Origin of the sequence: Candidatus Protochlamydia amoebophila UWE25 (assembly GCF_000011565.2) — a bacterium.
In the GTDB taxonomy this organism is placed as follows: Bacteria; Chlamydiota; Chlamydiia; order Chlamydiales; family Parachlamydiaceae; genus Protochlamydia; species Protochlamydia amoebophila.
This window is the reverse complement of the sequence record NC_005861.2, coordinates 469,211-483,903: the sequence shown is the minus strand read 5'-3', so window position 1 is coordinate 483,903 and position 14,693 is coordinate 469,211. Positions and strand designations below refer to the sequence as shown.

The window sequence follows — 14,693 nt, the reverse complement described above, 5'->3', positions numbered from 1 at the left end:
AATACTATTTGTCAGAAATATAGCTGTAATTAATACAGTAAGACTATTTCTGACAAATAGCATAAGAAATAAGCAAACTTATTTCTTACATCCTTAAATAGAAATTATTCGGGTCTAGAATTTTCTTCTAAGATTTCCAAATTAACGCGAATACCATTGCGACTTGCAACAGACATCAATAGAGTACGGATCGCATTAATGGTCTTACCTTTTTTCCCTATAATTTTTCCAATATCAGACTTTTCGACTGATAATTCGATAATCAGTGTTTGTGTACCGCCGATTTCATTAATCTTTACCTTGTCTGGATGATCGACCAAATTCTTAACTATATATGCTACAAATTCTTTCATAATTCGATCCTTTGCAAATATGAAACGTTGATAACATTCGACGTCGTATGCAATAAAACATAATTGTCTCTTAATTTGACAATAGCGAATTATTCTATAATTTTCTAGAAAAAACCATCAAAAGTTTTTTTTTATTTTACTTTCTCTATATAAAATATTTTATAAGCATTTATTCACTTGTTAAACAAGTGAAATGGTAGATAAAAAGCAAAAAATTTTTAAATTATGCTTTCCGTCGATCCAATGACTCTAGGATAAAAGTAACAGGACCATCGTTTGTTAATGAAACTTGCATCTGAGCCCCAAACTGTCCTGTTTTGACATGGGGAGCTTCTTTTTTTAATTCATCAATAAATTGTCTGTAAAGAGAAAGAGCTATTGGAGGAGAAGCAGCTTGGATAAAGTCGGGTCTTCGACCATTTAAACAATTTCCGTATAAAGTAAATTGACTGACTACTAATATTTCTCCTTCACATTCTTTTACATTTCTATTCATCTTTCCATTTTCATCGTTAAAAATGCGTAAATGAACTAGCTTATCCACAGACCATAAAATCTGCTCTAAGTTATCTTGATGGTGAATTCCTAGCAATAACATTAAGCCAGGGCCAATTGCACTAAACAGGTTATCATCAATATAAACTTGCGCTTGTAACACACGTTGAATAACTAACTTCATCTCATATCTATCTCTCCTATTCAACATCTCGAATATATGGAGATTTAGGGTCTATTTTTTTAATCAATCGAACCATTTCCGGAGGAGGTGGAGTACAAAATTCTAGATTTTCTAGCGAAATGGGGTGTTGAAAACGCAATACCGCTGCATGAAGAAGTTGATGTGGAACAGAGTAATATTGATTTAAAGAAATTTGACCATACAAGGGATCTCCTAGAATAGGAGACCCTCTATACTTCATATGCACACGAATTTGATGGGTGCGACCCGTGGCAATCTCAATTTGCACAAAGCTCAATTTATCACTCCATCCAAGTGTTTTGCAAAAACTAATGGCAGGTTTACCAGTCGGAATAACAGCCATTTGTTTACGATGTATAGGATGCCTACCAATAGGTGCTTGTATTTCTCCATCTGCTGGTCGTCCAATACAAATAGCTAGGTAAGCTTTATAGACTTTTCTAGAGGCAAACAATTCAATGAGTTTTTGCTGCGTCTCAAGCGTTTTAGCTGCCACTAATAGTCCTGAAGTGCCTTTATCTAACCGATGAACAATGCCAGGACGTATAGTGTCTGGTAAAAGCGGTAACTTCTGACAATAATAAAGTAGAGCGTTCACAAAAGTACCTGACCAATTACCAGGTGCTGGATGAACGACCATTCCGGCTGGTTTGTTAATGACAAGAAGATGTTCATCCTCGTAAAGAATAGATAAAGGAATATTTTCTGGCATTAAATTTGATTCAGGAGATGCGAGGAATTGCACTTCAACTTCATCCCCTTCTTGCAATAATGTCCTTTTTTTGACAGCAATCCCATTGACTAATATCAAATGCTTATCAATCAAAAATTGAAAATAGGTACGAGAGTATTTAGCATTAAAACGTCTAGCTAAAACTTTATCTAAGCGTTCTCCCACCTCATCTTCAGATATGATTAAGAGATCAACTTCTTCTCCATAAGAATTTGCCATAAAAATACTTTTTCTTTAAGAAGAACATTCATTCTGAGGAATAGCTAAAACTACTAGGGACTGCTCGTGATAGGGATAATCGCTCACTAATCGTTTAAGTAAACTGAAAATATGATTTTGTATAAATTCTAATTTTTCCAATTCAACCGAATGCCCGACATTTTTGCCTAAATAAATCTTTTTTTGATAGGTGATTTGTTGCAAATATTCCCCTTCAATTTCTTGAATGAATAAGTTGCGAACTGGTTCTGAAATCTGGAGCAATTGATAAAAGTAAGCTTCTGAAATAGGAAATGCTAAAAATAATTGGTAATCAAACATAAGCTTATTCTAAAGAAGAATTGACTTTAGCTAAAGTTAAAATTCATTTTTGTCCGCTAAGATTTAGCTACTATGTAGGTCAAAAAGGAATTTATTTGAAATTGAAAATATTTGCATATTCCATGTGATTGATTGTCAAAAATTATTTTAACTAAAAAGTAAATCGCTATTATGTGAACTTATAGCCATCACTAGCGATTCAACAAAGCAATGTAGAATAGTTTGATTTCATCATGATAGAATATAAAATAAGAAAGCTATCCCCCTTTTGCACGTTCAGTTGCCTCTCGCCACATCTGTTTCAATTTTTCTTGGTGTGCTTTCATTTTATTACAAATCTCAGTTGCTATTGACAACATCATTTTATCATAAACTTCAGGAGCCATTTCTTTGAAGGCAGCCAAACTTTTGACTTCCGAACTAGACTTTAATGTTCCATTTGGAGAATTTGTTGCTGCTGGATCTTGCACATTTACGCTCGCTGAATCAACAGCTCCAACTGAACTAACATTTTCTTGAGACATACAGACCTACTTTGATAATTGGCCAGAAATCCCTGGTCTTTACTTTTATAATATCAAAATAATTTATATTACACAATATGGCAAATAAATTAATTAAAAAAATAAAACTAATCCACAATAAATTCGCGTATCGTTGTTTCTATTAAATCAAATGAATATCCTTTACGCATCAAAGCTGTCACAACTTTTTGTTTTATCACAAAATCCCTTAAATTTTGATGCTGATAGCGAGTTCGAAGTAATGTGAGAATTCCATTTTTTTCTTGATCTGATTGATTCCATTCTTGTTTAATTTGTTCTAAACTCTCTCTCGTTAACCCTTTTGTTTGAAGTTTAACAAGAATGGATCGCAAACTATGTTTTTTTTGATGACTACGCATAAATGAAGAAATCCAATCCTCATCATTCAAATACCCTGCTATTTTACATTCTTGAATTACTTTTTGTATGGTTACAGGTTGAACAAGTTTATCTTTAAGTAATTTTTGTAGTTGTTCTGAGTGATAAGATTGATTAGATAGACGCCAAATAACGTAATTTCTAGTTCGTTTGTATTCCCATCGATCAAACATTTCTTTCCAATCAGAGAGCTGTAAACAAGTAGGTAAAATGGGTTTTTTCCCGAAAATAGATGAATGGATATCTCGCTCTCGCTCTTCATTAATATAAAGAGTAAAAAGTTCTTTACGCCATTCATGAGGTTTAACTTCAATCTTTAAAGGCAATTGCAAAACTAAATACCTCGTTTCTTAATTTTCTTTCTCGTATTTATCCAAGCACAATAAACTAAAGGGTCGTAACTCCTTCAAAGAGCTTTATAAAGATCAAAACACATTGCAATGGCTTATTTGGCAATAATAACTTTTTTGACTTCCCGGTTTGATATGCGAATACCTTTGGCTGTCACCCCTTTTACCGCTATATTATCGATTTGAAATTGCATTTTTGAAATAGTTTGACGAGGTTTTGGAATAAATTGTAATTCTAAAGAAACTCCAGGTTGTGTAGAAATAAATTCCAAAGTTGTTCCTTCTTCCAAATAGCGGTAATATTTATCTAAAATGAATTTTTCGACAATAAAACGTTTTGCATAAACATAGTGAGTTTCGGGATCTCGATAAACGACGTTAATAATTGTCTTTTTATCTGCTATACCTACATAAACAACTTTATTCCCCTTATGATGGACATATTGTTTTTCAGGAATATTGATGATTTGATAAGTTCCGTCCTTGAATATTACAAGTAATTTATCAAAATTTGTACACTCAATTGTATAGTTGCTAGTGACTTTAGTTCCTATAAATCCAGTTGTAGGATCAAAACAGACAGTAATTTGCCTTGTTTCCATCGCACGAGTATCGACTTGCTGAATTACTTGAATTTCTGTTTTTCGCTTATGTTCGCTTGCAAATTTTTTAATCAAACTATTGAGATAACGAATGGCTACTTTAATGATATTTTTCAGATCTTTTTCAACACGCGTCAATTGCTCCTGGTGAGATAAAATTTCCTCTTGATTTTTCGCTAAGTCAAATCGCGTAATACGACGAATGGGAATACTGAGTAAACGTTCTCTATCTTGTTCTGTAGGAATTCTTAAAAGTTGAGAATGAAAAGGGATTAAACTTGCAGCAATCGTTACATGAACTTCTTCGTAAGAAGTTAAATCTTCAATTCGCTTATAAAGCCGATTTTCAATAAATATTTGCTCCAAAGTTTTTTCGAAGATTTTTTCGTTTAAATGATCGCGTTCTAATTCTAGTTCTCTTTGTAAATATTCCTGAAGTTTTTCTGTATGCAACCGTAAGATAGAATCGACATCTGTTTCCCAGGGATAATTGTCTTTGATCACCACAATTTGTGAATGTAGAGTAACTTGGCATTCAGTATATGCATATAAAGCTTCTAATAAATCTTGAGCATATTGCCCACGTGGAAGCTTAATTTCAATTTCAACTTTTTCTGCTGTATAATCATTGATGGCATCAATTTTAATTTTACCTTTTTTAGCGGCTTCATCAATTGATCGAATTAGAGATTCTGTTGTGGTTCCATAACAAATTTCAGTAATAACCAAAGACTTAGCATCCCTTACCTCAATTTTTGCTCGCAAACGAACTTTTCCTTTTCCTTTATTGTAGTCAGAAGCATCCATAATGCCGCCGGTTGGAAAATCAGGGAGAATAGAAAAAGGTTTGCCTTCTAATATGGCAATTTCTGCTTCTAAAAGTTCTAAAAAATTGTGAGGGAAAATATGAGTGGACATACCTACAGCAATTCCATCAGCGCCTTGTAATAGGACAACGGGAATTTTGGCTGGAAGACAAGTAGGTTCTTGATGTCTGCCATCATATGAGGGAATTGTAGAGGTCAAATCAGCATTAAATAAAGTTTCTTTTGCTAAAGGTGTTAAACGAGTTTCAATATAACGAGCTGCTGCGGCAGGATCTCCTGTAAATAAATTACCAAAATTTCCTTGCTGATCTAACAAATAGCCTTTATTAGCAATATTAATAAGTGCCTCGGTAATTGGCGCATCTCCATGAGGATGTAGAGCCATTGTCTGACCTGCTACATTTGCTACCTTATGAAGCTTGCCATCATGCATGAGCCAAAGAGTATAGAGAATACGTCGCTGTACGGGCTTTAGCCCATCAATAACATTAGGAATTGCCCTATCCAAAATGACATAAGAGGCATATTTAATATAATGACGTTGCATCAATTGCTTAATATCTTCCATGCGCTATTCCTAATATCTTGATAACTTGATCAAAGAGTTCATCTCATGCTTAATTTACATATTTTTTAAAAATTCGCTTGCTATACAGGAGCTATTTCATCTTCGTTAATAAGGTTTTGCATGATAAATTGTTTCCGCTCTGGGGTATTTTTCCCCATATAAAACTGCAAAGTAGATTTAATATCAGAAAAAGAATGAATTGTAACAGGGATTAAGCGAATATCCTTTCCTATAAATTGCTTAAATTCTGAGGGGGAAATTTCTCCGAGACCTTTAAAACGAGTAACTTCTACTTGTTTTTTTAATTTAACAACCGCTTTATTTTTTTCTTCTTCATTATAGCAATAAATTGTTTGCACTTTATTACGTACTTTAAATAAAGGAGTTTCTAAAATATATAAGTGCCCGTTTAAAACAAGTCCTTCAAAATAGGTTAAAAAGAAAGTTATCATTAGGTTACGAATATGCATTCCGTCGACATCTGCATCTGTTGCCAAAATGACTTTATTATAACGAAGTTTTTCAATCTCATCTTCAATATTCAGAGCATTCATTAAATTGAACATTTCTTCATTTTTATAGAGTTGATCGAGCTTCATGCCAAATACATTTAAAGGTTTACCTCTTAAAGAATAAACTGCCTGTATTAATGGATCTCGAGAAGCCACAACCGAAGCACTAGCCGAATCCCCTTCTGTTAGAAAAATCATTGTGTTTTCACTATGTACCGATCGATCTTGATAATGATACTTTGAATCTCTCAATTTGGGAATTTTGAACGAAATTTTCTTTTGCTTTTCCTTTGCTTCTTTTTTAACGGAAGCCAGTTCTTTGCGGAGCTTCTCATTAAAAACAATTCGTTCAACTAAGCGATTCGCAACATCGGGGTGTTTATGCAATAAATTTACAACGGCTTCTTTAACTTCTTGGACAATAGGAGCGCGTAATTCGTTATTACCTAGCTTATTTTTAGTCTGCGATTCAAAGATTGGATCTTTCACTTTTACAAGTATGGTTCCCACAATTCCTTCTCGTACATCTACTCCTTGGAAATTTTTCTTAGTAAACTCATTTACTCCCTTTAAAATGCCTTCTCGAAAAGCTGAAAGATGAGTTCCTCCATCAGACGTATATTGTCCATTGACAAATGAAAAATAACTTTCTCCATAACTGTGGGTGTGTAAAAAAGCCAATTCTAAAAATTTACCACGATAATGAATAGGCTCATATAACCTATCTTCTGTGACTTCCGCATTTAAAAGGTCTAGCAATCCATATTTAGATTGAATCTCTTCCCCATTAAATTGAAGAATTAGACCCGTATTCAAATAGGCATAATGCCAAATACGTTTTAAAATATATTCTTTTTGAAAACGATATTTTTTGAAAATTTCTGGATCAGGAATAAATTCCACATAGGTGCCATTTTCTTCCTTTGTCTTTCCTTTCTTCTCTTGTTTCAACAATCCTTGAGAAAAATGTGCTTCAACAAATTCTCCATCTCGATAACTTTTAACAACAAAATGACTAGAAAGGGCATTAACGGCTTTAGTTCCCACTCCATTAAGCCCTACAGAAAACTGAAAAACATCGTCATTATATTTAGCACCCGTATTAATCTGGCTGACACATTCTACTACTTTGCCAAGTGGAATTCCTCTTCCAAAGTCTCGAACAGAGACGCGACTGAGATCTTCATCTAACTCAATAATGATTTTTTTTCCGTGCTTCATAATAAATTCGTCGACGCTATTATCAACGACTTCTTTAAGCATAATATAAATTCCGTCGTCGGGGTTAGTTCCATCACCTAACCGACCAATATACATGCCAGAGCGCAAGCGGATGTGAGCTAGCGCATCTAACGTTTTGACTGTACTTTCATCATAGTTTTTTGCCATATATAATCATCTTTTAGTTTGTGAACAAAAAATTTAGACGATTCAACAATTGAAAATCTAGTTTTTTAGCAATTAATTTTAAGGGTTGCCAAATTTATAACGTGAGTTTATAGAGAGGTTTGTTAATTTTGGCTTAGAAACCTTTGAGCTTTCACATTGCCCAAAAACTCATTTTTCAGGTTTACTTAGCCATTACAAAATAATACCGTAGGATATAGCTTTATGCATTCAGTATTTACAGATCAAACAATTTTAATCACGGGTGGATCAGGTAGTTTTGGTCGAGCTTTAACTAAGAAAATTTTAAAAGAAAACAGTTGCCGCAAAGTCATTATCTTTAGTCGAGATGAATGGAAACAGTGGGAGATGCGACGAAGTGATCCTCTTTTTGACCATCCTAAAATTCGCTATTTTTTAGGAGATGTTCGTGATTCTCAAAGGCTTGCACGTGCTTTTAGAGATGTTACAATGATTGTCCATGCAGCGGCACTAAAACAGGTTCCTGCTGCTGAATATAATCCTTCAGAATTTATTAAAACTAATGTCATAGGAGCCATGAATGTCATTGACGCAGCGATCAATTGTGGCATTCAAAAAGTAATTGCTCTTTCCACAGATAAAGCTGTTAATCCAATCAATTTATACGGAGCAACTAAACTCTGTTCAGATAAACTATTTCTAGCTGGTAATTCTTATGTTGGTGCACAAGGTTATCCCATTTTTTCAGTGGTTCGGTATGGTAATGTCGCCGCCAGTCGAGGTAGTATTCTTCCTTTTTGGCAAAAGTTAATCGAACAAGGAGCCAAATCCTTACCTATAACAGATGAGCGAATGACTCGTTTCTGGATCACCTTGGAACAATCAGTCGACTTTGTCACTAACTGCTTTTATAAAATGAGAGGAGGGGAAATTTTCGTTCCTAAAATTCCAAGCGTTAAAATTGTCGATCTAGCTGAAGCTTTAGCTCCTGGCTTAACCAAAGAAATTTGCGGTATTCGGCCAGGAGAAAAGCTCCATGAATTGATGGTCAGTTCTGATGATGTACGCCATACAGTAGAATTTGAACGTTATTACTTAATCGCACCGGAACCCATTTCTGAAACAGATGAACGCATTCCTTCTAATCACAAAAGTTGCCCCATCAGGGGAAAACCAGTTCACCCTGATTTCATTTATGCATCACATACAAATTCTGAATGGCTAACAGTTGAACAAATCCAGCAATTCATTAAAAGCTCTCCACTTATATAAAAGCGAAAAATTTTTAACTCTAAATCATTTTAAGTAGAGAGTTTCATTGAATCATAATAAATGAAAAGAAGTTTCAAAATTAAAGTTTTGTCTAATCAAAATTCAATCTTCGGGCAATACCCCCTGAAATCGGCCCGCCACCGCCGCCATTGCAATTAAATCCTCCTTGACTAACCAAAGTTTTTAAAATTTTGATGGCGGTTTTTTCTGCTTCACCAATGGTTGAAACAATTGCATATTCATTTAATTCGTCAAGTTTCATTTCACTCAAATCATGTAATATAGGTAAAAATCCAAAACTAAACCCTTCAGGATTCTGTCCCATGGCTGGATGCAATGCTCCATCCTTCTCTTCAGGATCATATTGATCGCTAAAAGGAAAAAAGGTTTGAGCTTGATAACCATGTTGTCTAATACGGGTGTGTGGATTATTCCCTGTCGTGTAGCCAATATAACGTTTTTCAGTTCCTATTTCTTTAATGGAATATAAAATTCCTTGAACTTTATCAGCGATTGAAAGCATCTTTTTATAAATTTCTTGATCAATTTCAGGTCTAATAGAAGTGTCAATTACTCTAAAACGAAACCTTTTTTCTGGAGTTAAAAGAAGGGGATTTTTTGGAATTGCATAAATTGCTGATACTTCTTCCGAATGAGTTAAACCACCCCCTCCTCCGTTTCGCTGATTATAGAGAGGTTTTTTACTTTTAATAAAACCTGTTTCAAACGTATCTAAATTTTCCCCTTCTTTTAAAACATATAAAATAGCCACTTCAAAATGAGTAGGATTGTTTTGAACTGCAGTAATAAATTTCTTTTTACTTTGATTGGATGGTTTAACACTTTTATTAAATTTAGTTTTGTAATGATTCATCCGAGCAGAAAAAGAAGTTCCTGTTTTCCCTATTAAAGCAATTTCGTCAGTTGTATGATTTCTAAATATGTAAATCAATTGTTTGATTTTTTTAGCATTTGCATTAATCGAAAAACTTATTTTATTATTCCCATCGATTTTAATGGGAAACCATTCTTTTGGTTTTTGCTGTTCAAAAAAATCGCTATCTAAACTTACAGGTTCAAATTCTTGCAAGGCTGCAGAAATTGAATAATCAATAGTTGATTCATTACCTTCTGACGAATAATCAATTGAAGCTTCATCAAATTTAGATTCTACGAACATCCTTTCAGTCGATTCTAATTCCTCACTTTCAAAAAACCTAATCGGTGAATAATCAACAGTTGATTCATTAACTTCTGACGAATAATCAATTGAAGCTTCATCAAGTTTAAATTCAGTGGACATCCTTTCATTCGATTCTGATTCCCTACTTTCAGAAAATCTAATCGGTGAATAAGCAATAGTTGATTCATTACCTTCTGAAGAATAATCAATTGAAGCTTCATCAAATTTAAATTCAGTGGACATCCTTTCGTTCGATTCTGATTCCTTACTTTCAGAAAATCTAATCGGTGAATAATTAATAGTTAATTGACTGTCTAGAAAACAAACATTTAAAACTTGGCTATTCTTTCCATCAAATTTGTTATCGATATGTTCCTTTGTCGTATCTTCGCACAAATGGGGAATCCTTGCCATTTTTGATAAACTTGTAAGGTTCAAAGAAGATTTTCTTATAATTACAGGTTTTTTCTTTCTTTTAGATAGAAAATCTGTCGGAATACTTCTTTCATTAAAAACCCTTCTTTTAAATATTTGTGTTTTAGATGAAATACCTTTTTCTCTTACTTTTTTAATTTTACGAAAGGAAGAATAATTTCGTTTATCTTCCTTGCTAATAAAATTATTTAAACTATTTTCGCAACTTTTTGGGAAATTAAAAATATCAAATGTAAAATCTAATTCACTAAAAAAATTATTTGTAAAAAAACAATTATTATACATAAAAACCATTAAAATTTTAAAAATTAATTTAACAACCAATTAATTATATAAAATATGCCGTTTTAATTAGTATAAAAATTAAAATCTATATAGTTTAATAATAATTAAAAATTGAATTTACTAATTGTATTCGTTTAAATAAAATTTTAATTTTATTTATAAAAAATAGTTTAAATATTTAAATTTATTTTTATAATCTAAAGTTAAAATTTGAAAATAAAATTTATTAAAAATAAATAAAATTAATAAGAAATACGGATTAGATTGATTTTCAAAGCATCAAATTATTTTTAAAATCTCGAAAATAATTAAACAGTGAGAGATAAAATTAGACAGAAAACACTTTGGATAAATTCCAATGAAAAGTGTATTTGCAATAATTAACGTTTTTCTTATAAAGATGCGCAACGATATTTGACTTCCCTAGAATGTAAAATTGAAACTGGGAAAAGGAGCAAAAGAATGCGTATTGGCGTTATTGGCATTAATCACAAACTAGCAGATTTAAAATTAAGAGACGCACTTGCCAAAGCTTGTCAAAAGCGATTTGGAGCTAATCAATCTGTTCATGATCAACACCACTTTATCTTACTTTCTACCTGTAATCGCACCGAAGTTTATTTTAGTTCCCATGATCTTACAGCTACCCATTCCTATTTATTAAGTATTTTACGACAAGATGTAAAAGAAGACTTTGATCATAAACTTTACTCTTTTTTTGGTATGGATTGTTTTAGCCATCTTACACGTGTGACGTCCGGACTTGATAGCGCTATCGTCGCCGAAACAGAAATTCAAGGCCAAGTAAAAAATGCGTACAATCTGGCAACAACCTTTCTTTGTCTGCCAAAAGAACTTCATTTTCTCTTTCAAAAATCAATGGGAATTGCTAAAAGAATACGATCTGAGCTACACTTAGGAAGAGGGTTGCCTAATTTAGAACATGCAATCCTTCAAACTGGAAAATATTTTTTTAGGAATACTCAACAACCAAAAATTCTTTTTGTAGGTGCCTCAGAAATCAACCGAAAAATTCTACATTTTTTGAAATCCAAACAATATTCAGATATGACGATTTGCAATCGTTCAGAAATTCGCTCCAAAGAATTAGCTATTCTATATGGATTGCATCTTCTTCCGTGGTGCCAACTCGATTCATGGCATCAGTATGATTGGATTATATTTGGAACAAAGTCTTCCGAATATTTAATTAAACCTGAAAAGAACTTTATCCCAGCTGATAATGATAAACTGATTATGGATTTATGCGTTCCACGCAATGTAGAGCCAAAACTTGGCCAAAATGCCAAAATAACTTTATTAAATATTGATCAAATTAATCGCCTTCTTAAGATTCGTCATCGTGGCATGACACAAGCTCTCATTGAAGCTGAAAATCGCGTTAACTTGGCGACTTATGAACATACTAACCGATACAGGCAAAAAGAAGATTCTAAAATCACAATTTTTGCAGCATCTGCCTAAAAATACTTTCTTTTGGGAGGTAAAAAAACTGTCTAAACGATAAGCACGAATGGATTTATTTGTTAAAAATTTGCAAGTTTTTGATTTCTTGCAAATTTTCATAACTTATCTGATTAAAAATCAGCTTTTCCAGGGTGCCTTGGGAAAGGAATGACATCACGTATATTTTCCATTCCAGTTGTAAATTGAACTAAACGTTCAAAACCCGCACCAAAACCAGAGTGAGGAACACTCCCGAATTTACGAAGTTCTAAATACCACCAATATTCTTCTGCTGGTAAATTGAATTCTTTTAATTTTGACTCTAATACACTAAGCCTTTCTTCCCGTTGGCTACCTCCGATAATTTCTCCCACTTTTGGGACGAGAACATCCATCGCAGCCACGGTCTTATTATCTTCATTGGTACGCATATAAAATGCTTTAATGTCTTTTGGATAATCTGTCAAAATGACTGGCTTACCAAAAAATTCTTCTGCCAAAAAACGCTCATGCTCAGATTGCAAATCTAATCCCCACTTAACTGGATATTCAAATTTTTTATCCGCTTTCTCTAAAATTCTTACAGCATAAGTATAAGAAGCTCTCTCAAATGAAGTGTTAATGACATGCTCAAGTCTAGAAATTAAATCTGTCGCAACGTGCTTGTTGAAAAACTCCATATCTTCTTGGCAATTGTCTAAGACATATTTTAAAATATACTTAAGATAATCTTCCGCACAGTCCATATTATCGTTTAAATCTGCAAAAGCCATTTCGGGTTCAATCATCCAAAATTCTGCTAAATGACGGGAAGTATTGGAATTTTCTGCCCGAAATGTTGGACCAAATGTATAAACATCTGATAACGCACAAGCATAAATCTCTCCATTTAACTGCCCAGAAACTGTCAAATAAGTAGGCTTGCCAAAAAAATCTTGTGTATAATCAACTCTTCCTTCTGGTGTTCTAGCGGGATTGTTTTGATCTAACGTTGTCACTTGAAACATTTTACCCGCCCCCTCACAATCAGACCCTGTAATAATTGGAGTATGGATATATAGAAATCCGCGTTTTTGAAAAAACTGATGCGTTGCAAAGGCTAATGCATTACGAACTCGTGTAACAGCTCCAATCGTATTAGTGCGAGGTCTAAGATGCGCAATTGATCGCAAAAATTCAAAAGTATGCCGTTTTTTTTGCAAGAGATAAACTTCAGGGTCACATTTTCCAATAATGGTAATCGCTGTTGCTTGCATTTCTAAATTTTGCTCTTTACCTGGGCTTTCTACAATTGTACCTATTGCTGAAACAGAAACTCCTGTTGAAAGTTGATTAATTAGTTGATCATAACCCGCTATATCTGGAGTCGCTATAATTTGAAAATTAGAAAGAGTAGAACCATCATTGATTTCAATAAAAGTAAAGGTCTTTTGATTACGAACAGTTCTCACCCATCCTTTTAATGTTATATCGTGTCCGATCAAAGCACGAACCTCTGGAGTCGTACCTCTAAGGCTTTTAATTTTTGTACGCATGCAAATTTACCCCACTACATTTTATTCGATTATTAATTTGAATTTTTTTGCTGGTTTTTTTCTTCAAATTTGAAGAAGTTTTAAAAATATTTACCAATTGAATTTGGTAAAAAAGAAAAAAGCACAAAAGTTTATTAAGCAAATTCTTTCAATTTTTGAATTTCTTTTTCCCATAGATCTACACCCCCTGGGGTTTCGAGATATTTGGGCAAATGCCTTGTTCGAGAATCTTTCATTAAAAATTCGAAGCTTTCCCACCCAATTTTTCCTTCACCCAAAGGTTGGTGACGATCAACTCTTGAACCTAAATCTTTAGAAGAATCATTAATATGAAATGCATAAAGGTAAGGCAAACCAATGATTCGATCAAATCCCTTTAATGTAAAATCCCAAGCTGAAGACGTGCGTATATCATATCCTGCTACAAAAATATGACAGGTATCAATGCAAACTCCAATTGGAAGTTCATCTTTCACTCCATTAATGATATAAGCAAGCTGTTCAAACTTATGTCCGACAGAAGTACCTTGTCCCGCAGTAGCTTCAAGAAGTAAACGTAAATTGCCTTGAATAAAAGGGCGTACTAACAATAAACTTTCCACAATAGAATCTAAGCACTTCTGCACATCTTCTCCAAGTGAAGCACCTGGATGAAAATTTAAATAATTTATACCTAATTGTGTACATCTAATAACTTCTTCTTGAAAAGCTTGCCTACTTTTCAAAAGATTTTCTTGATTAGGGCACCCTAAATTGATCAAATAACTATCATGACTCATCAGATGAGTAAGATTTGTCTCTTTAAGAGTACTTTGCCATAATTCAATATCATTCGTTGTAAATTGCCGACCTTTCCACTGTTTTTGATTACTTGTAAAAAATTGAATAGTTGTTGCCCCAATTTTTTTTCCTTCTAATAAAGCACGGTAAACCCCGCCTGCTGCAGAAGTATGTGCGCCAAGCAGTAAATTCGAATGACTCATAAGATTCCTTATAATGGTAACATTGAAGGCTAATCTCCTATCAAAGGAGCTTGCTGT

The 14,693-nt window shown here is 33.4% G+C and carries 13 protein-coding genes; 2 read left to right on the top strand and 11 right to left on the bottom strand.

Translation table 11 applies throughout. From position 1 onward, the window contains the following. Positions 1–104: 104 nt before the first annotated feature. From PC_RS01755 to PC_RS01720, 8 genes are all read right to left on the bottom strand, one after another. Positions 105–353 (bottom strand): KH domain-containing protein, encoded by a 249-nt coding sequence (locus PC_RS01755; RefSeq protein ID WP_011174907.1) that lies wholly within the window; start codon positions 351–353, stop codon positions 105–107. Between the two features lie 223 nt (positions 354–576). Beyond that, positions 577–1,032 carry a D-aminoacyl-tRNA deacylase gene (gene dtd, locus PC_RS01750; RefSeq protein WP_011174906.1) on the bottom strand — a complete coding sequence of 152 codons (456 nt, stop codon included), beginning with the start codon at positions 1,030–1,032 and terminating at the stop codon, positions 577–579. A gap of 16 nt (positions 1,033–1,048) precedes the next feature. Continuing rightward, positions 1,049–2,005, bottom strand: coding sequence for an RluA family pseudouridine synthase (locus PC_RS01745; RefSeq protein WP_011174905.1), 957 nt, complete (start codon positions 2,003–2,005; stop codon positions 1,049–1,051). Between the two features lie 15 nt (positions 2,006–2,020). Next, complete coding sequence (locus tag PC_RS01740; RefSeq protein ID WP_011174904.1) at positions 2,021–2,326, bottom strand: hypothetical protein; 306 nt, start codon at positions 2,324–2,326, stop codon at positions 2,021–2,023. 257 nt (positions 2,327–2,583) lie between these two features. Then, positions 2,584–2,850 (bottom strand): hypothetical protein, encoded by a 267-nt coding sequence (locus PC_RS01735; protein ID WP_011174903.1) that lies wholly within the window; start codon positions 2,848–2,850, stop codon positions 2,584–2,586. Positions 2,851–2,957: 107 nt separating this feature from the next. After that, on the bottom strand, positions 2,958–3,581 hold the full coding sequence (locus PC_RS01730; protein WP_011174902.1) for a regulatory protein RecX: 624 nt from the start codon (positions 3,579–3,581) through the stop codon (positions 2,958–2,960). A 113-nt stretch (positions 3,582–3,694) separates the two neighbouring features. After that, positions 3,695–5,596 carry a DNA topoisomerase IV subunit A gene (locus tag PC_RS01725; protein WP_011174901.1) on the bottom strand — a complete coding sequence of 634 codons (1,902 nt, stop codon included), beginning with the start codon at positions 5,594–5,596 and terminating at the stop codon, positions 3,695–3,697. Between the two features lie 80 nt (positions 5,597–5,676). Beyond that, positions 5,677–7,497 (bottom strand): DNA topoisomerase IV subunit B, encoded by a 1,821-nt coding sequence (locus PC_RS01720; protein ID WP_011174900.1) that lies wholly within the window; start codon positions 7,495–7,497, stop codon positions 5,677–5,679. Between the two features lie 222 nt (positions 7,498–7,719). Between PC_RS01720 and pseB the strand changes: the two genes are divergently transcribed. After that, positions 7,720–8,748 (top strand): UDP-N-acetylglucosamine 4,6-dehydratase (inverting), encoded by a 1,029-nt coding sequence (gene pseB / locus PC_RS01715; protein WP_011174899.1) that lies wholly within the window; start codon positions 7,720–7,722, stop codon positions 8,746–8,748. 91 nt (positions 8,749–8,839) lie between these two features. Here the strand turns inward: pseB and PC_RS01710 are convergent, their stop codons facing one another. Continuing rightward, positions 8,840–10,345: a hypothetical protein gene (locus PC_RS01710; RefSeq protein WP_181679016.1), complete on the bottom strand. Its 1,506-nt coding sequence runs from the start codon at positions 10,343–10,345 to the stop codon at positions 8,840–8,842. 768 nt (positions 10,346–11,113) lie between these two features. On the opposite strand from PC_RS01710, the gene PC_RS01705 reads away from it, so the two are divergent. Continuing rightward, positions 11,114–12,136, top strand: a complete 1,023-nt coding sequence (locus PC_RS01705; protein WP_011174897.1) for a glutamyl-tRNA reductase — start codon at positions 11,114–11,116, stop codon at positions 12,134–12,136. Between the two features lie 113 nt (positions 12,137–12,249). Here the strand turns inward: PC_RS01705 and asnS are convergent, their stop codons facing one another. Continuing rightward, on the bottom strand, positions 12,250–13,653 hold the full coding sequence (asnS, locus tag PC_RS01700) for an asparagine--tRNA ligase (RefSeq protein WP_011174896.1): 1,404 nt from the start codon (positions 13,651–13,653) through the stop codon (positions 12,250–12,252). Between the two features lie 134 nt (positions 13,654–13,787). Next, positions 13,788–14,636 (bottom strand): deoxyribonuclease IV, encoded by an 849-nt coding sequence (locus tag PC_RS01695; protein WP_011174895.1) that lies wholly within the window; start codon positions 14,634–14,636, stop codon positions 13,788–13,790. Between the last annotated feature and the right edge of the window lie 57 nt (positions 14,637–14,693).